The 16,278-nt window shown below is 63.0% G+C and carries 17 protein-coding genes; 11 read left to right on the forward strand and 6 right to left on the reverse strand.

Annotated features, from left to right (window positions below):
* Nucleotides 1-77 precede the first annotated feature (77 nt).
* Complete coding sequence (locus tag QCE63_RS33305; RefSeq protein ID WP_309839127.1) at nucleotides 78-434, reverse strand: DUF2471 family protein; 357 nt, start codon at nucleotides 432-434, stop codon at nucleotides 78-80.
* Between the two features lie 266 nt (nucleotides 435-700).
* Here QCE63_RS33305 and QCE63_RS33310 point away from each other — a divergent pair, with 266 nt between their 5' ends.
* A complete protein-coding gene (locus QCE63_RS33310) occupies nucleotides 701-889 on the forward strand; it encodes a CsbD family protein (protein ID WP_309839129.1) in 189 nt (62 codons plus the stop codon).
* 148 nt (nucleotides 890-1,037) lie between these two features.
* Here the strand turns inward: QCE63_RS33310 and QCE63_RS33315 are convergent, their stop codons facing one another.
* Complete coding sequence (locus QCE63_RS33315; protein WP_309839131.1) at nucleotides 1,038-1,634, reverse strand: XRE family transcriptional regulator; 597 nt, start codon at nucleotides 1,632-1,634, stop codon at nucleotides 1,038-1,040.
* Nucleotides 1,635-1,795: 161 nt separating this feature from the next.
* Here QCE63_RS33315 and QCE63_RS33320 point away from each other — a divergent pair, with 161 nt between their 5' ends.
* Nucleotides 1,796-2,998, forward strand: a complete 1,203-nt coding sequence (locus QCE63_RS33320; RefSeq protein WP_309839132.1) for a glycine C-acetyltransferase — start codon at nucleotides 1,796-1,798, stop codon at nucleotides 2,996-2,998.
* Between the two features lie 142 nt (nucleotides 2,999-3,140).
* Complete coding sequence (gene tdh, locus QCE63_RS33325; RefSeq protein WP_309839133.1) at nucleotides 3,141-4,178, forward strand: L-threonine 3-dehydrogenase; 1,038 nt, start codon at nucleotides 3,141-3,143, stop codon at nucleotides 4,176-4,178.
* 13 nt (nucleotides 4,179-4,191) lie between these two features.
* Here the strand turns inward: tdh and QCE63_RS33330 are convergent, their stop codons facing one another.
* Nucleotides 4,192-4,830 (reverse strand): YceI family protein, encoded by a 639-nt coding sequence (locus QCE63_RS33330; protein WP_309839134.1) that lies wholly within the window; start codon nucleotides 4,828-4,830, stop codon nucleotides 4,192-4,194.
* 181 nt (nucleotides 4,831-5,011) lie between these two features.
* Between QCE63_RS33330 and QCE63_RS33335 the strand changes: the two genes are divergently transcribed.
* Nucleotides 5,012-5,530 carry a hypothetical protein gene (locus tag QCE63_RS33335; RefSeq protein WP_309839136.1) on the forward strand — a complete coding sequence of 173 codons (519 nt, stop codon included), beginning with the start codon at nucleotides 5,012-5,014 and terminating at the stop codon, nucleotides 5,528-5,530.
* 18 nt (nucleotides 5,531-5,548) lie between these two features.
* Here the strand turns inward: QCE63_RS33335 and QCE63_RS33340 are convergent, their stop codons facing one another.
* The gene (locus QCE63_RS33340; RefSeq protein WP_309839381.1) at nucleotides 5,549-6,442 is read right to left on the reverse strand and encodes a LysR substrate-binding domain-containing protein; all 894 of its coding nucleotides are present in this window, start codon (nucleotides 6,440-6,442) and stop codon (nucleotides 5,549-5,551) included.
* A 134-nt stretch (nucleotides 6,443-6,576) separates the two neighbouring features.
* On the opposite strand from QCE63_RS33340, the gene QCE63_RS33345 reads away from it, so the two are divergent.
* The 4 genes from QCE63_RS33345 to QCE63_RS33360 all read left to right on the forward strand — a co-directional run bounded on the left by QCE63_RS33345 (nucleotide 6,577) and on the right by QCE63_RS33360 (nucleotide 11,902).
* Nucleotides 6,577-7,758, forward strand: a complete 1,182-nt coding sequence (locus QCE63_RS33345) for a M20 aminoacylase family protein (protein ID WP_309839138.1) — start codon at nucleotides 6,577-6,579, stop codon at nucleotides 7,756-7,758.
* 28 nt (nucleotides 7,759-7,786) lie between these two features.
* The gene (locus QCE63_RS33350) at nucleotides 7,787-9,109 is read left to right on the forward strand and encodes an MFS transporter (protein ID WP_309839140.1); all 1,323 of its coding nucleotides are present in this window, start codon (nucleotides 7,787-7,789) and stop codon (nucleotides 9,107-9,109) included.
* Nucleotides 9,110-9,254: 145 nt separating this feature from the next.
* Nucleotides 9,255-10,967: an IlvD/Edd family dehydratase gene (locus tag QCE63_RS33355; RefSeq protein WP_309839142.1), complete on the forward strand. Its 1,713-nt coding sequence runs from the start codon at nucleotides 9,255-9,257 to the stop codon at nucleotides 10,965-10,967.
* 14 nt (nucleotides 10,968-10,981) lie between these two features.
* Nucleotides 10,982-11,902 carry a dihydrodipicolinate synthase family protein gene (locus QCE63_RS33360; RefSeq protein WP_309839143.1) on the forward strand — a complete coding sequence of 307 codons (921 nt, stop codon included), beginning with the start codon at nucleotides 10,982-10,984 and terminating at the stop codon, nucleotides 11,900-11,902.
* Between the two features lie 6 nt (nucleotides 11,903-11,908).
* On the opposite strand, the gene QCE63_RS33365 is transcribed toward QCE63_RS33360, so the two are convergent.
* Nucleotides 11,909-12,889: a bifunctional helix-turn-helix transcriptional regulator/GNAT family N-acetyltransferase gene (locus tag QCE63_RS33365; RefSeq protein ID WP_309839145.1), complete on the reverse strand. Its 981-nt coding sequence runs from the start codon at nucleotides 12,887-12,889 to the stop codon at nucleotides 11,909-11,911.
* 221 nt (nucleotides 12,890-13,110) lie between these two features.
* On the opposite strand from QCE63_RS33365, the gene QCE63_RS33370 reads away from it, so the two are divergent.
* Entirely contained in the window at nucleotides 13,111-13,332 is a 222-nt protein-coding gene (locus QCE63_RS33370; RefSeq protein WP_309839147.1) for a hypothetical protein, read from the forward strand.
* A 65-nt stretch (nucleotides 13,333-13,397) separates the two neighbouring features.
* On the forward strand, nucleotides 13,398-14,444 hold the full coding sequence (locus tag QCE63_RS33375; RefSeq protein ID WP_309839148.1) for a Gfo/Idh/MocA family oxidoreductase: 1,047 nt from the start codon (nucleotides 13,398-13,400) through the stop codon (nucleotides 14,442-14,444).
* Here the strand turns inward: QCE63_RS33375 and QCE63_RS33380 are convergent.
* Nucleotides 14,441-15,367 (reverse strand): LysR family transcriptional regulator, encoded by a 927-nt coding sequence (locus QCE63_RS33380; protein WP_309839150.1) that lies wholly within the window; start codon nucleotides 15,365-15,367, stop codon nucleotides 14,441-14,443. The genes QCE63_RS33375 and QCE63_RS33380 overlap by 4 nt on opposite strands.
* Before the next feature lie 112 nt (nucleotides 15,368-15,479).
* Between QCE63_RS33380 and QCE63_RS33385 the strand changes: the two genes are divergently transcribed.
* Nucleotides 15,480-16,253 (forward strand): SDR family NAD(P)-dependent oxidoreductase, encoded by a 774-nt coding sequence (locus tag QCE63_RS33385; protein WP_309839152.1) that lies wholly within the window; start codon nucleotides 15,480-15,482, stop codon nucleotides 16,251-16,253.
* Nucleotides 16,254-16,278 lie beyond the last annotated feature (25 nt).

Raw genomic sequence — 16,278 nt, forward strand, 5'->3', positions numbered from 1 at the left:
GGCTCGGCGTCAGCTCGATCATCGTGGGGGCACGCGGTGCGTGCCGTGCGCCGGGAAACTTTGCCTAAGTGCTCGCCTCAGTGCGCGGCAATCGCCAGTTGCGGTCGGCCATGTCGAGCAGCGCGCTCGTAGGCATCGACCGCAAAAGCGAACACGGCGGGTAAGGCATCGGACGAAGCGACATCGACTACGTCGTCGGTTTCGGGGAAATGGAAGTTGTCAGGTCGTGCGAAAAGTTCGCGAAGCGTGGCTTCGTGCCGCCCGGCGAAGCCCAGATCCGCAACCGCCTCTGCCTCGATGGCATGCAGGAGGCGCCAGGTCAGCGGCACGCCCTTTTCGATATAGCGTCCGGCGATCTGGCGCGTGATGCGTTCCAGATCATGTACTGCGCGGGCAAACTGCCTTCTGCTGAGACTTTCGCCGTTCGACTCCATGATTCACCCCTTTGCGAGCTGGTCTTATTGTACTGTATAAATATACAGTACTGGTGCCATGAAACTAGCGTCGCGCTACCGGTCGCGGCTGTATGTGCGATTCCGCCTACGCGTCTTTCAGACATCCGCCGCTATGCGTGTTTGCCAACGAAGCGCACTGTGGAGTCATGCTTGGGAATGGTCCTGGGCGAGGTGCGCAGCGAGCGGTGGAGTACTTGTGACATGCATTGCGCACCCATCACGCTGCAAGACACGGGAGAACCGAGATGAACAAGGATCAAGTGGACGGCGTTGGCAAGCAGGTGAAGGGCAAGATCAACGAAGGCGTTGGCAAGATGACCGGCGACAAGGTCCAGGAAGCGAAGGGCGATATGCAGCAAGCAGCCGGCAAGGTGCAAAAGGGTGTGGGTGACGCACGCGAAGACCTGAAGGACAGCGTCAAAAAGAATCCCTAAGCGGATCTGATCGAAGCGACATCGGCGTGCAATTGGCGCCGTCTGAAGAGGGACGCTCATCGCAGAGTGTCCCTTTTTTATGCCGGTCAGGTCTGATACCTCAGACGTTTATGCGCATAAAGCCCATCGGTCGTGGGGGCAACAGCAATCAACCATGAATGACGATCAGCAGCGCCTTGGCTTCCGCGCGTCCGACGTTGCAGATCGCATGCGCTTCATCTGCCGCATAACGTGCGGTATCGCCTGCTTTTAGTCGACGTTTTGCTCCCGATGCCTTGATCTCAATGGCCCCGTTCAGCACGGTGAGATGTTCACGCGTGCCAGGCTCATGTGCTTCCGAGGTGAGTGAGGCACCAGCTTGCAGCGTCAATTCATACCATTCAAATCTTCCAGCAAGCTCGATAGGCCCCCAAACGCGTAGTTGATATCCGCCGTTGTCTCCCGTCAAAGTCGGAATGTCGTGCGGGCCGGCGACGCGAATAACTTCCACCGGCCGTTGTTGCGCAAACAGTTGATCGAGGCTGATTCCGAGCGCATTGGTCAGTCGCCATGCAACCGCAATGGTTGGATTGGCCTTGTCTCGTTCGATTTCCGACAACATCGATTTCGACACACCCGCCGCGCGAGACAGGTCGTCGAGTGTCAGCTGTCGCTCACTGCGCAAGCGTTGAATCATTTCACCGACGCGCGGCGGAGTTGCACCGGCGAATTCGCCTGCCTTTCCTTCCGGTCCTGAACTTGCCATGACTCCCGCAATCCCTTAGAGTGTTCGGTATATCGGAAATTAGTTCGAAATATCGAACGCGTCCGACGTGTTGAATCGACTATAACAGGGCTATTGGGTGTGGGCGCACGATTGTCGGACTGCGCGCAACCTCCGCCGACCGCCACGAACGAGGATTTGCCATGAACGACCGATACCTCAGTCATCTCCGCGGGACGCTCGATGAGATTCGAGCGGCCGGTTTTCACAAAACCGAGCGCGTCATCGCCAGCCCGCAGTCGTCAGACATTCGCCTCGCGAACGGAAACGGCGTGCTGAACTTCTGCGCAAACAACTATCTCGGACTCGCGGACGACCGCCGCTTGATCGATGCAGCCAAGGACGGCCTCGACAAGGATGGCTTTGGCATGGCATCGGTTCGCTTCATCTGCGGTACGCAGACGGTGCACAAGGAACTCGAGCACGCCATTGCGCAATTCCTGAAGACCGATGACGCAATCCTCTACTCCAGCTGTTTCGACGCCAACGGCGGTCTTTTTGAGACGCTGCTGACCGAAGAAGATGCAATCATCAGCGACGAATTGAATCACGCGAGCATCATCGACGGCGTGCGCCTCTCAAAAGCCAAGCGTCTGCGCTACAAGAACAACGATCTCGCAGACCTCGAGGCGCGTCTGCAGGAAGCCGACGCGGCCGGCGTCCGCTTCAAGCTTATCGCGACCGATGGCGTATTTTCGATGGACGGCATCATTGCCGATCTCACCGGCATCTGCGATCTCGCCGACCGTTATCAGGCGCTCGTCATGGTTGATGATTCGCATGCGGTCGGATTCATCGGTGAGCACGGACGCGGTACGCCCGAACACTGCGGCGTGCTTGATCGCGTGGACATCATCACGGGCACACTGGGCAAAGCGTTGGGTGGCGCATCGGGCGGGTATGTCGCGGCTAGCAAGGAAGTCATCGACTTGTTGCGCCAACGTAGCCGGCCGTATTTGTTCTCGAACACTCTAGCGCCGAGTATTGCGGCGGCATCGCTGAAAGTGCTCGAACTGCTCGCCAGCGACGAAGGTGCTTCATTGCGCAAGCGGGTCAAGGAGAACGGCAGGCGTTTCCGCGAGGCAATGACGTCGCTCGGCTTCGCTCTCGTGCCCGGCGAGCATCCAATCATTCCCGTCATGTTGGGTGATGCTCAACTTGCGTCGAAGATGGCCGATGCGCTGCTCGACGAGGGCGTATATGTGATCGGCTTCTCTTACCCGGTCGTGCCCAAGGGGCGTGCCCGTATTCGCACTCAGATGAGTGCAGCCCATACGTCGGAACAGATCGATCGCGCAGTCGATGCATTCTCACGCGTCGGGCGCACGCTCGGCGTCGTCGGCTGAGCCTCAAGGCAGGCTTTATGCGCATAAAGCCTGAAACAGCCGCCTAAGGACCCAGGGGACGCGTGCCGGGTCACAAGCCCGCACCAATCCATGCACGCGACGCCCGGTTAAATCGTCAAGACCACCGTCAGGACCAAAAGCAATGAAAGCTCTCGCCAAACTGGAACGCGCTCCAGGTCTCACGCTTACACGAGTGAAGCGGCCCGAAGTCGGCCATAACGATGTCCTCATCCGCATTCGCAAAACTGCGATCTGCGGAACCGATATCCATATCTGGAAGTGGGACGAATGGGCGCAGCGGACCATTCCGGTGCCGATGCATGTCGGACATGAATACGTTGGTGAGATCGTGGAGATGGGACAGGAGGTGCGCGGTTTTGCCATCGGCGATCGCGTGTCCGGTGAAGGTCACATCACGTGCGGCTTCTGCAGGAACTGTCGCGCGGGACGGCGGCATCTGTGCCGCAATACGGTTGGCGTCGGCGTGAACCGCGAAGGCGCGTTCGCCGAGTATCTTGTCATTCCCGCCTTCAACGCGTTCAAGATTCCTCCGGATATCTCGGATGATCTTGCCGCGATCTTCGATCCATTCGGCAACGCAACACATACCGCCCTTTCGTTCAACCTCGTTGGCGAGGACGTGTTGATCACCGGCGCCGGGCCCATCGGCGTAATGGCGGCGGCGATTGCACGGCATGTCGGCGCACGTAACGTCGTGATCACCGACGTCAACGACTACCGGCTCGAGCTCGCGCGCAAGATGGGTGCAACGCGTGCCGTCAATGTGGCGAATGAAAATCTGCGCGACGTGATGAATGAACTCGGCATGACTGAAGGCTTCGATGTCGGACTGGAGATGTCCGGCGTACCGAGCGCGTTCACCGCCATGCTGGAAGCAATGAATCACGGCGGCAAGGTCGCGTTGCTGGGTATCCCGCCGGCGCAAACCGCCATCGACTGGAATCAGGTGATCTTCAAGGGACTCGAGATCAAGGGAATCTATGGACGCGAGATGTTCGAGACCTGGTACAAGATGGTTGCGATGCTGCAGAGCGGTCTGGACCTTTCCCCCATCCTCACGCACACCTTCCCCGTCGACGACTATCAACGCGCGTTCGACACGATGCTCTCCGGCAACAGCGGCAAGGTCGTACTGGACTGGACCGCCGAAGCGGTCTGAAACCTCACTGCCCTCACTGCGCCGAGTCCGCGCGCGGCTTCGAAAACTCGGCCTGAATGGCGACGTGCACATCGTCGCCGACTGCCGGATACCACGTCGTCAGTCCGAACTGCGAACGGTTGAAGTGTCCGTCGGCCGAGAAGCCCAGTGTTTCCAGCTTCGTGAGCGGATCCACCGCGTGACCGTTGAAGGTGACGTTCAGGCTGACCGGCCGCGTCGTACCGCGGATGGTCAGATCGCCCGTCAGCGTGCCTTTGTCGTCACCGGTGCGCTGGAAGCCCGTACTGACAAATACGATATCCGGATAGCGCTCGACGTCGAACATATCCGCTCCCTTCAGCATGCGGTCCAGCAGCGGCACATTCGTATTGACACTCGATGCATCGATGGTCGCTCGCACGGAACTGCCGGACAATCCGTCCGCATTCCAGTCGAGTTGCGCCGTTGCCTTGTCGAATCGAATGACGAAGCGTGAATAATGAAGATGATCAACGTCGAAACTCACATTCCAGTGATGCGCATCGAGTTGATAGTGTCCTGGCGGAACGCTCGATTCGCTCGATGACACATGATGCGTGACCACCTGCAACGGCGTGCAGGCCACCATCGACGCGACAAGACAGATTGAAACCAGCGTCTTGAAAATTTTCATCGCTCACTCCCTCGAATACGGAAAATACGAACTGGAAGATCGCGCCGGAAGCCTCGGAAACCCATGCCAGCCGTCACGTCGATTTCGCGCGTCCACACGATAATGACGCGATCCGGTAGAGTTCGCCTCGCCCTCTCTCTTGAAAAAGGCGCCGTCGCTGCCGCGCGATGGCGGAGAATCTATGCGTCTGTCGTTACCCTGGCTGCGATCGTTTCATTCCGTGTTGTTGACCATTGCCGCACTGCTGGCGTCCGGCTGGACATGCGCAGCGCATGCAAGCCTCTGCGGTGACGGCCTCTGGGCGGATGCGATGATCGCGTCGCATCACGTTGATCCCGACAAGGATTTCGAGCAGTTCAACCCGGGTATCGGCGTTGAATGCTGGGTCGCGCCGCAATGGGCGGTGACGGGCGGCTACTTCCGCAATTCGTTGTCGAAGCCGTCTTTCTATGGCGGCGGTGTCTGGGGGCCGGATTTCCTGCACTGGCAGTATGTGCGCCTCGCGGTCATGGCCGGACTGATCTCCGGCTACGACTACGGCAGCTACGGCATCGGCCATAACCACACGGTCGGTCCCGTGGCCGCGCCGCTGATCATGTTCGAATACAAGCGGGTTGGCGCCAACATCATCCTGATTCCGCCCATTCCATCGAGCGATCTTCCGTTCACGCTCGGCTTCATGCTGCGCGTGAAATTCTGAACGACCGAACCCGTTCGCTCACACCACCCGTGCGGCATCCCTCAAACATTCGACCAACATCGTCGCGGCCGGCGTCAGCGGACTGTCGCGCCGCGTAATCACCCGCACCGATACTGCCGGCAACGGATCCGCCACCGGAAACACCGCGAGCCCTTCACGCGCCCATGGATGATCGAGCAAGCCTGCGGGCATCGACGCCACCGCATCCGATCCACGCAACAGCCCATGCGCGATGATGAAGCTCGGACATTCGATCACGCGTCGCGGCACGGCGAGCCCGCGCTTCGCATAGGCATCGAGCAGCGCCTGCGTCGAGCTTTCGGGCGACGGATTCAGGAGCCATTCGGCCTCTGAGAGTTCCGCGAGCGACGTGGCATGACGCAGCGGATGATCCGCGCGTCCGACGATCGCCGAGCGGCTCTCGTACAGCTCGATGTGATCGAACTCCGGTGCGAGATGCTCCGGCACGACCACCGCCACCACGAAGTCGAGCGAACCGTCGCGCAGACGCGGCATCGCCACGCCGGGAAAGCCCTCGATAAAACTCACACGCGCATCCGGCATCTGCCGCCTGAACGCCCGGTACGCTTGCGGCAGGATCGAGAGCGCGGCAGTCGGCGTGACGGCGGCGCTGACGCTGCCCGCGCCGGCACCTTTCATCTGCGCGATGTCGTCTTCGGCACGACGCATCTCGCTCACGATCAGATGAGCGCGCACCCGCAACTGTTGACCGAACGCGGTCAGCTGCACGCCGCGCGCGGTGCGCAGCACGAGCGCCACGCCCAACTCCTGTTCCAGTTCCTTGATGGCCTTCGTCAGCGCCGCCTGAGACAAATGCAGAGTGCGCGCCGCCGCCCGAATGCTGCCTTGCTCGGCGGTGGTCAGGAACGCGCGCAGCTGGTGGTACTTCATGCTCATGAGCGACACCCTAGGGTTAGCACCGACAACTACCGGTAATCACGCATTCAATTTACCGTCTTTTAGTTGGCTTTTCGTCTTTATATGCTTGACGCATGTCGAATCGCATCGAGCAAGGAGGAGCCTTCATGTTGTCAGTCGAACCCATCATTCCCGGCATCGCGGCCATCGCGCAGGAATTTGTCGACGTACGCCGGCGCATCCACGCGCATCCGGAACTGGCCTTCGAAGAAACCCGGACCAGCGAACTCGTGGCCGGGCTGCTCGCGCAATGGGGCTACAAGGTCCATCGCGGTCTGGGCCGGACGGGCGTCGTCGGCGTGTTGAAGCAGGGCGAGGGCGGCAAGCGCATTGGCTTGCGCGCGGACATGGATGCCTTGCCGATCGAGGAAGCCACCGGGCTGCCGTACACGAGCCAGCACGCCCGCACGATGCACGCATGCGGACACGACGGCCACACCGCCATGCTGCTGTGCGCCGCCCGCTATCTTGCCGAGAGCCGCCAGTTCTCGGGCACGCTGATCGTGATCTTCCAGCCCGCCGAGGAAGGCGAGGCGGGCGCGCGCGCCATGCTCGAAGACGGACTCTTCGAACAATTCCCGTGCGATGCCGTGTTCGGTCTGCACAACATGCCCGGTCTGCCCGCAGGCGACATGTTCTTTACACCGGGTCCGGGCATGGCGTCGTCGGATCGCGTGAACATTGTGGTGCGTGGCGTCGGCGGCCATGGCGCGATGCCGCATGCAGCGCGCGATCCGATGCCGGCCGTCGCCTCGATCATGCTGGGCCTCAACAGCATCGTGGCGCGCGAAGTGGATGCGCAGAAGCCCGCGGTGGTCTCGGTGGGCAGCGTGCAGGCGGGCGAAGCCAACAATGTGATTCCCGAAACCGCGCTCCTGAAGCTCTCGGTACGCGCGCTCGATGCAGGCGTGCGCGCGCTGCTCCAGGAACGCATCACTGCGCTCGTCCATGCGCAGGCGCAGGCCTATGGCTGCACGGCCGAGATCGACTACGAACTCGGCTATCCCGTGCTGGTGAATCACGAAGGACCCACGGCCTTCGCCACCGAGGTCGCGGTACAAATGCTCGGCGCCCAACGCGTCGAGCCGGCCGCGAAGCCGTTGATGGGCAGCGAGGACTTCGCCTTCATGCTCGAAGCGTGCCCGGGCGCGTATGCATGGATCGGCAATGGCGTCGGGTCGAAGGGCGGCTGCATGGTCCATAACCCGGGCTATGACTTCAACGACGACATCCTCGCGACCGGCGCGAGCTACTGGGTGCGCCTGGCCGAAGCCTGGCTCGCCGACTGACCTTCGGTCCGACCCCCCGGAACTCATGATGAATACGTCCACACTGGCCAGCGCCACTTCCTCATCCATTGCTCCGGCCTCCGCCAGCCGGGCGGCGCGCGCGCGCCTCGTTGCGGCGGCGGCTGTCGGCAACGCGCTCGAGTTCTACGATTTCACGGTCTATGCGTTCTTCGCGCTCGTCATCGGCAAGCTGTTCTTTCCGGTTCACGATCCAGTCGGCCAGTTGCTGCTGGCGGTGGCGAGCTTCGGCGTGGGCTTCTTCACGCGTCCCGTCGGCGGCTTGCTGATCGGCATGTATGCGGATCGCGCCGGACGCAAGAAAGCAATGCTGCTGACGCTCGGCCTGATGGCGCTCGGTACCGCGATGATCGCGGTCGCGCCGACCTTCGCGCAGGCCGGCCTCGCCGCGCCGCTCATCCTCGTGCTGGCGCGGCTGATCCAGGGATTTTCGGCGGGTGGCGAAGTGGGCGCATCCACGACGCTGCTGCTCGAACAGGCGCCCGCCAACCGGCGCGGCTTCTATGCGTCGTGGCAGTTCGCCAGCCAGGGTTTGTCGGCGCTCGCGGGTGCATTGACCGGCGTGGCGCTCACGGCCTTGCTGACCCCGGCGCAGCTCGAAAGCTGGGGCTGGCGCGTGCCGTTCATCATCGGCACGGCGATCGTGCCGGTCGGCTGGTGGCTGCGCCGCACGATGGAAGAAGCGCCCCGCGACACCCCGGACGCCGCGCCGAAAGCGGCGAAGCTTCCGCTCGTGACGGTGTTGCGCGAACATCGCCGCGCGGTGCTCAATGGCCTGGGCCTGACCATCGGCGGCACGGCGGCGCACTTCATCATCGTGTTCTATCTGTCCATCTACGGCGTGAAGACGCTCGGCCTGCCGGGCTGGACGTCGATGCTGTCGGGCTGCGTGTCGGGCGCGATTCTGTTCGTCGTCGCGCCGATCGGCGGCTATCTGTCGGACCGCATCGGCCGCAACCGGCTTGCTCAAGTTACCCGCATCGTGTTGATGATTGCGATCTGGCCGGCCTTTCTGCTGCTCAACAAAGTGCCGACCACCGGCACCTTGCTCGCCGTGGTCACGGTGCTGTCCATCGTGCATTCGCTCAATGTCGGCCCGACCGGCGCGATGCTCGGCGAACTCTTCCCGCGTTCCGTGCGCGCAACGGGCGCGGCCATTGTCTACAGCCTCGGCGTCGCGATCTTTGGCGGCTTTGCGCAGTTCTTCGTGACATCGCTGATCGTCATCACGAAGAACGTGATGGCGCCTGCATGGTATGTGATGGGCTGCGGCGTGCTCTCCGTGATCGCCGTGGCCTGCATGCGCGAGCGCTCGCAGGAGACGCTCGACTGAACCTGGATCGTCGTGCCGCAATCCGGACCGGACAGGCGAACGAGGTGTATAACTCGACCTGTCCGGCGCACGCAAGCCCTTGATGCTGGACCCCACATCCTGAACCAGGTCAATGAAGCAGACCGACAAGAACAGGGGACATCCAATGCGCAAGCTTCGTTCGCAAAGCTGGTTCGGCGGCAACGACAAGGACGCATTCATCCATCGTTCATGGATGAAGAACCAGGGCATTCCGCACGACGAATTCGATGGCCGTCCGGTGATCGGCATCTGCAACACATGGTCCGAACTGACGCCCTGCAACGCGCACTTCCGTGAGCTGGCCGACTACGTGAAGCGCGGTGTGCGGGAGGCGGGCGGCTTGCCGCTGGAGTTTCCGGTGATGTCGCTCGGCGAATCCAATCTGCGGCCCACGGCCATGCTGTTTCGCAATCTCGCGTCGATGGACGTCGAGGAATCGATTCGCGGCAATCCCATCGATGGCGTCATTCTGCTGGTCGGCTGCGACAAGACCACGCCCGCGCTGCTGATGGGCGCCGCTTCATGCAATCTGCCGGCGCTCGCCGTGTCGGGCGGACCGATGCTCAACGGACGCTTTCGCGGCGGCACGATCGGCTCCGGCACCGGCGTGTGGCAGATGTCGGAGGAAGTGCGCGCGGGCCGGATGACGCAGGAAGAGTTCGTCGACGCCGAGTCGTGCATGAACCGCTCGCGCGGCCACTGCATGACGATGGGCACGGCATCGACGATGGCCTCGATGGTCGAATCGCTCGGCATGGGCTTGCCGCACAACGCGGCGATTCCCGCCGTCGACGCTCGCCGGCAAGTGCTGGCTCACATGGCGGGGCGGCGCATCGTGGACATGGTGAGGGACGATCTCACGATGGACCGCATCCTCACGCGCGAAGCTTTCGAGAACGCCATTCGCACCAATGCGGCCATCGGCGGTTCGACGAATGCGGTCGTGCATCTGATCGCACTGGCGAAGCGCATCGGTGTTGAACTGACGCTCGAAGACTGGGAGCTTGGCAGTGAGGTGCCGTGTCTCGTGAACCTCCAGCCATCGGGCGAGTTCCTGATGGAAGACTTCTACTACGCGGGCGGATTGCCCGCGGTGCTGCGTCAAATGGGCGAGCAGGGGCTGCTGCATCGCGAAGCCCTCACAGTGAACGGCCGCACGATCTGGGACAACGTCAGCGACGCGCCGAACTACGACGAAAAGGTCATCACGACGTTCGCCCAGCCGTTCAAGCCGCATGCGGGCATAGCGGTGCTGAAGGGCAATCTTGCGCCGAACGGCGCGGTGATCAAGCCTTCGGCGGCAACGCAGTCGCTGTTGAAACATCGCGGCCGCGCCGTGGTGTTCGAGAACGTCGAGGAATTGCACGCGAAGGTGGACGACGACGCGCTCGACATCGACGAGCATTGCATCATGGTGTTGAAGGGCGCGGGGCCGAAGGGCTATCCGGGCTTCGCGGAAGTGGGCAACATGCCGCTGCCGCGCAAGGTGCTGCAGAAGGGCATCACGGACATGGTCCGCATCTCGGATGGCCGCATGAGCGGCACGGCCTACGGCGCGGTGGTGCTGCACGTGTCGCCCGAGGCGGCGGCAGGCGGGCCGCTCGCGCTGGTGCAAACCGGCGACATGATCGAACTCGACGTGCCGGCGCGGCGACTGCATCTCGATGTATCGGACGAGGAACTGGCGAGACGCCGCGCCGCATGGCAAGCGCCTGAACTGCCGCGACGCGGCTATTACCGTCTCTATGTCGAACACGTGTTGCAGGCGGACCAGGGCGCGGACCTGGACTTTCTCGTTGGTTCGAGTGGCGCGCCGGTGCCGCGCGACTCGCATTGAGCGGAGGGTGACCGATGTCCGCACAACCGTTGCCTCCGCCCGGCATGTGGCCGGTGCTCTACGCCTATTTCGATGCGTCGAACCAGCTCGACACGCTTGCCACGCGCATGCAGATCGACGCGACGCTTGCAGCCGGCGCGCCGGCCATCGTGACGCTTGGACTGGCGACTGAAGTGAATCGTCTGTCGGACGAAGAAAAGCGCGTGATGATCGATGTGTGCGCCGCGCACATCGCCGGCCGCGTGCCGCTCGCGGTGACGATTTCCGGCGACAGCGTCGCTGCGCAAGCCGCGCTCGCCGATCATGCGCTCGAACGTGGCGCGTCCTGGCTGATTCTCCAGCCGCCTTCGAAGCGCGGCGAACCCGAGTCGTTCTACTACGACTTCTTCGCGGCCGTGCTCGAACGCACGGGCGCTCAGGCGGGCATCCAGAACGCGCCGGAATATCTCGGCGTGGGTCTGTCGCCGCAAGCGCTCGCGCAACTGGCCGGCGAGCGGCCGGGCTTCCGTCTGCTCAAGGGCGAAGGTCCCGCCGTGACGATACGCGCGACCATCGAGCATCTGCACGCACTCGGCCAGACGCTGTCCGTGTTCAATGGCCGGGGCGGCCAGGAACTCATCGACAATCTCCGCGCGGGGTGCGATGGCCTGATCGTAGCGCCGGATGCGTTCGATCATCAGGTCGCGATTCACACCGCGTTTGTCGAAGGCCGAGAGCAGGAAGCCGAAGCACGCTATGCGGAAGTGCTTCCCGAGATCGTCTTCGTGATGCAGTCCCTGGAAACGCTCACCTGTTACGGCAAGCGCATCGCCGCATGGCGCATGGGCTTCGACGTGGCCTTCGATCGCGGCGCGAAGCCCACGCCGTTCGGCATCGAATGCGCGCGGCGCTTCGCGCAACGTCTGGGGCCGACGTCGCGCGCCGTCAGGCGTTGAACTCACTCAGGCCGGTGACGTCGGGCGCCGCTTGAAGCGCTGCTCGGTCACCGTGGCGCCCCATTGCGTGCCTTCGGCCTCTTCCGCCAGCGTGAAGCCGAACGACTCGTACAGATGACGCGCGGCGTCGAGGCTCTTGAAGGTCCAGAGACAGGTTTCGTCGTAATGCGCATCGACGAAGGTCATCGCCCGCGACATGAGCTCCCGGCCCATGCCGCTGCCGCGCAAGCTGCCGTCGACGATGAACCAGCGCAGATGCGCGACGCGCTTCTCCAGATCGCCGTCGATGGCGAGCGAGCCGAGCGTGCGTTCACCTTCCATCACGAGCCACAAGGCGCGGCCTGGCGCCGGCAGGCTTTCGGCGAACGCGGCGAGTTCCGTGGCGACCTTGCGCTCGAAGTACACCCCGAAGCCCGCATGATGCGCATAGAAGCGCGCGTGCAGGCTGGCGATATCGCCGATGCAGCCGGGCCGATAACCGTCAACGAAACGCGCGCTGCTCGCAGGCGGCGTGGCTGTGCGCGTGCGCTCGTGACCTTGCGCGAGAGCGTCTGCATACAGCGCGAGGGAACGCACCAGCGTTTGCTGATCTTCAGGCACGAGGCGGCGCAAGGCATCGGAGACCTGGTTGGTTGCGAACTTGTCGATCTTGCGGCGCAGTTTCTGTCCTGCCGCGGTGAGGTAGAGCTCGGACGAGCGGGCGTCGTCGCTCGATGTCTGACGCGTCACGAGTTCGGCCGCTTCGAGCCGCGCGATCTGGCGGCTCGCATTCGACTTGTCGAGACGGAGAATGCTGGCGAGATCCCGCGCCTGGATGCCGGGCTTCGCACCGATCTCGATGATCGCGTGTACCGCCGAAGGCGCGAGGCCGCTGTCGGCGAGCGTATGACGCATGAAGCCCAGTTCGCGCACGAGCTTGCGTGAGAATTCGCGCAGTTCGAGTATGGTCTGGGCGCGCGGCTGAAGGGGTGTATCGATGATATCCATGCTTGCTCCGTCGATCACGCGACTGGTTCTGCGTAGCGGGATATTAGTTGCGAAGTGCAACTTTCGCAAGTCATCGACGTTTTGGCATGGTTCCCGAAAACGCTCACCTTGAGGGCAATCTATTGTCTGTGGATTACATGCGCGGAAGAGAGCGCAAGAATCGGCGTGCGTCCGTGCTGCGCAAGCGCGATGCTGCTTAGCCTCGCTTCAGGAGCACGTCGATGATGAAGCCCATTACACTTTTCCTTTGCCTGTGCATTGCTTCGAACGGCGTGGCGCATGCGACGCAAGCATCGGCGCCTGTCGCGGCTTCGGCAACCGAACCCAAAACGCTCAAGGAGCGGCTCGGCGACAAGGCCAGCGACGAGCAACGCGTGGACAATTGCCATGTACCGCCGGAGCGTCGGGGCACAAAGCTTCGCCCCGACGCCTGCGCGCCCTGAGGCGCCCTCGATTGTGATAACGTTGCCGGGCGTGTACTAAACCGTACAAATAAGGAGAGCCCGCTGTGTCATCTCAATCGACTTCCTCCGTGTTGCGTGTTGGCGTTCTCGGCGGCGCGAACATCGCGCGTCAGTTCACGCGCGACGTCCGGCCGAGCCAGACCGTGCGCGTCGTCGCCGTCGCGAGCCGCAGCGATGCGACTGCGAAGGCGTTCGCCGAAGCCAACCATATCGATGCGTGGTTCGGCAGCTATGACGCCATGCTCGCCAGCCCTGACATCGACGCCATCTATCTTCCCTTGCCGAACAGCCTGCATGCCGAATGGGCAATCAAGGCCGCGAATCACGGCAAGCACATCCTGTGCGAAAAGCCGCTCGCGCTCGATCGCGATGAAGCCGCACGCATGTTCGACGCCGCCGACCGCAACGGCGTGATGCTGCTCGAGGCCTTTCCGTTCTACTTCCAGCCGCAGACGGCCGCGATGATGTCGCTGATCGGCGAGGGCGCGGTTGGCGAGGTGCGCGCCATTCAGGCGTGCTTCGGCTTCACGGTGGGCAATCCGGGCGCGAACATCCGCATGAAGCCCGAGCTCGGCGGCGGCGCGTTGCTCGATGCAGGCAGCTATCCGCTGAGCCTGATTCGCCTCGTGATGGGCAGCGCGCCGAGCCGTGTCGATGCCGTGGCGACGTGGGCCGACAGCAACGTCGATATCAGTCTGATGGCGACGCTCGTCTATGAAGACGGCCGGCGCGCGCAGGTGTCGTGTTCGATGGATGCCGCGAATCACCGCTATGCAAGCATCATTGGCACGCAGGGCACGATCGATACCGAGTACCTGAATCACACCAGCGACCAGGCGTCGGGCGATGCGTCCGGCTATCTGCCGAGCCAGTTGCGCGTGCGGCGCGGCATTCCGAATTCGGTGCCGTTCGAAGCGGTGCATGCGGCAACGGGCAGCGGCTTCCTGTTCGCCGCCGAAAGCTTCGCGCGCATGGTTGCGACGCACGACACCGCTGCCATCGACTATTACGCGCAAGTCAGTCTGGACAATGCGGCGACGCTCGCGGCGATCATCGCCAGCGCGCGCAGCGGCGAGACAGTCACGCTTTAGGCGTCGCTGTCGGCCGCACCGGTCAGACCCACGACGAGATCGAGAAACGCGCGGGTCTTGGCCGGCGGATGCTGCCGCGACGGATGATACGCATAAAGCGGGAAGCGCTCGTCGGGCCAGTCGGGAAACAGGTCGATCAGCTTGCCGCTCTCGATCAGATGTTCATGCCCGAGCGCGAGAATCTGCGCGATGCCATAGCCCGACAACAGCGTGTTCAGCATCGTACCGGGATCGTTCAAGGTCAGGCGTCCACGCGTCTCGACCGTCAGGCGCTTCTTCTTGCGATGAAACTCCCACACGAAAGGCCGTCCCGTTTCAGGATCGCGGAACTCGATGCAGGTGTGCGCGTCATCGGCGAGTGACTGCGGCGTCGCGGGTGTACCGCGACGCTTTAGATAGGAAGGCGCGGCCACCGTGCGAACCGGCGTATCGAGCAGCTTGCGCCCGATCAGACTGGAATCACGCGGTGCGCCGAAGCGGATGGCGAGGTCGAAGCCGTCCGCGATCATGTCGCCGAGCCGGTCGCTCGTGATGAGTTCCAGTTCGAGATCCGGGTGCGCCTTCAGGAAGGCATCGAGCTTCGGTCCGAGCAGAAGCCGCGAGAAGATCGGATCCACGTTCACGCGCAGGCGTCCGCGCACCGAAGTCGCGCCGCCCGAGGCCATGGCTGCGGCTTCCTCGAGACCGGCAAGATGCGGCATGACGTGTTCGAAGAAGCGCCGGCCATCGTCGGTGAGCGCGACGCTGCGCGTGGTGCGGTCGAACAGCCGGATCTTGAGGCGCGCTTCCAGCCGCGCAATGGCGCGGCTCACGCCGGGCTGCGACATGCCGAGGCGATCGCCCGCCGCCGCAAAGGTGCCCGCATCGACGATCGCCGCGAACACGCTGATGCCGTTCAGCATGCGTTCATTGAAGCCGGCCATTCATGCCTCCGTGTCATTGACTCACTGACATTCATGTTATCGCGAGGCCGCGTGATTGCGCGCAGAATGGGTCGGGTTCAATCGGTGAAGGCCGAAGCAAGGGAGAAAGCACATGGCGCGCATATTCATCACAGGATCGACGGACGGACTCGGCGCCATGGCGGCGCGACTTCTGCTCAACGAAGGACATCGCGTCGTGTTGCACGCACGCAATGCGGCGCGCGCCGCTGACGCACATGCCGCCATGCCGGAAGCCGAAGCGATCGTGACCGGCGATCTTGCGGGCATCGCCGCCATGCGCGACGTCGCCGCGCAGGTCAACGCGCTTGGCCGCTTCGATGCGGTGATTCATAACGCGGGCATCGGCTACCGCGAACCGCGTCGCGTCGAAACCGAGGACGGACTGCCGCAGGTCTTCGCCATCAACGTGCTCGCGCCTTATGTGCTGACGGCGTTGATCGACAAGCCCGCGCGTCTCGTGTATCTCAGTTCCGGCATGCATCACGGGTCACGCGCGAACCTCGACGACCTCGCCTGGACGCAACGGCCCTGGCGCGGCACGCAGGCTTATGCGGAAAGCAAGTTCATGGACGTCCTGCTGGCGTGCGCGGTCGCGCGTTACTGGCCGAGCGTGTTGTCGAATGCGCTCGAACCGGGCTGGGTGCCGACGAAGATGGGCGGCGCATCGGCTCCGGACGATCTGGATCTCGCGCATCGCACGCAGGCCTGGCTCGCAGTCAGCGACGATGAAGCCGCGCGCGTGACAGGCCGCTACTTCTTCCACATGCGGGAGCGCGACTGCGATCCGGCGGCGCGCAACGAGGCGTTGCAGGATGCGCTGATCGAACAGTGCGAGCGTCTGTCCGGCGTGAGAATCGAGCGCTGAGTGCAAAAAAAACGGGCCCTGCAAC

The sequence above is a fragment of the Caballeronia sp. LZ065 genome, from assembly GCF_031450975.1.
In the GTDB taxonomy this organism is placed as follows: Bacteria; Pseudomonadota; Gammaproteobacteria; order Burkholderiales; family Burkholderiaceae; genus Caballeronia.

Coding starts and splice junctions, on each gene's coding strand:
- QCE63_RS33305 (WP_309839127.1), bottom strand. CDS start 434: ATGGAGTCGAACGGCGAAAGTCTCAGCAGAAGGCAGTTTGCCCGCGCA.
- QCE63_RS33310 (WP_309839129.1), top strand. CDS start 701: ATGAACAAGGATCAAGTGGACGGCGTTGGCAAGCAGGTGAAGGGCAAG.
- QCE63_RS33315 (WP_309839131.1), bottom strand. CDS start 1,634: ATGGCAAGTTCAGGACCGGAAGGAAAGGCAGGCGAATTCGCCGGTGCA.
- QCE63_RS33320 (WP_309839132.1), top strand. CDS start 1,796: ATGAACGACCGATACCTCAGTCATCTCCGCGGGACGCTCGATGAGATT.
- tdh (WP_309839133.1), top strand. CDS start 3,141: ATGAAAGCTCTCGCCAAACTGGAACGCGCTCCAGGTCTCACGCTTACA.
- QCE63_RS33330 (WP_309839134.1), bottom strand. CDS start 4,830: ATGAAAATTTTCAAGACGCTGGTTTCAATCTGTCTTGTCGCGTCGATG.
- QCE63_RS33335 (WP_309839136.1), top strand. CDS start 5,012: ATGCGTCTGTCGTTACCCTGGCTGCGATCGTTTCATTCCGTGTTGTTG.
- QCE63_RS33340 (WP_309839381.1), bottom strand. CDS start 6,442: ATGAAGTACCACCAGCTGCGCGCGTTCCTGACCACCGCCGAGCAAGGC.
- QCE63_RS33345 (WP_309839138.1), top strand. CDS start 6,577: ATGTTGTCAGTCGAACCCATCATTCCCGGCATCGCGGCCATCGCGCAG.
- QCE63_RS33350 (WP_309839140.1), top strand. CDS start 7,787: ATGAATACGTCCACACTGGCCAGCGCCACTTCCTCATCCATTGCTCCG.
- QCE63_RS33355 (WP_309839142.1), top strand. CDS start 9,255: ATGCGCAAGCTTCGTTCGCAAAGCTGGTTCGGCGGCAACGACAAGGAC.
- QCE63_RS33360 (WP_309839143.1), top strand. CDS start 10,982: ATGTCCGCACAACCGTTGCCTCCGCCCGGCATGTGGCCGGTGCTCTAC.
- QCE63_RS33365 (WP_309839145.1), bottom strand. CDS start 12,889: ATGGATATCATCGATACACCCCTTCAGCCGCGCGCCCAGACCATACTC.
- QCE63_RS33370 (WP_309839147.1), top strand. CDS start 13,111: ATGATGAAGCCCATTACACTTTTCCTTTGCCTGTGCATTGCTTCGAAC.
- QCE63_RS33380 (WP_309839150.1), bottom strand. CDS start 15,367: ATGGCCGGCTTCAATGAACGCATGCTGAACGGCATCAGCGTGTTCGCG.
- QCE63_RS33385 (WP_309839152.1), top strand. CDS start 15,480: ATGGCGCGCATATTCATCACAGGATCGACGGACGGACTCGGCGCCATG.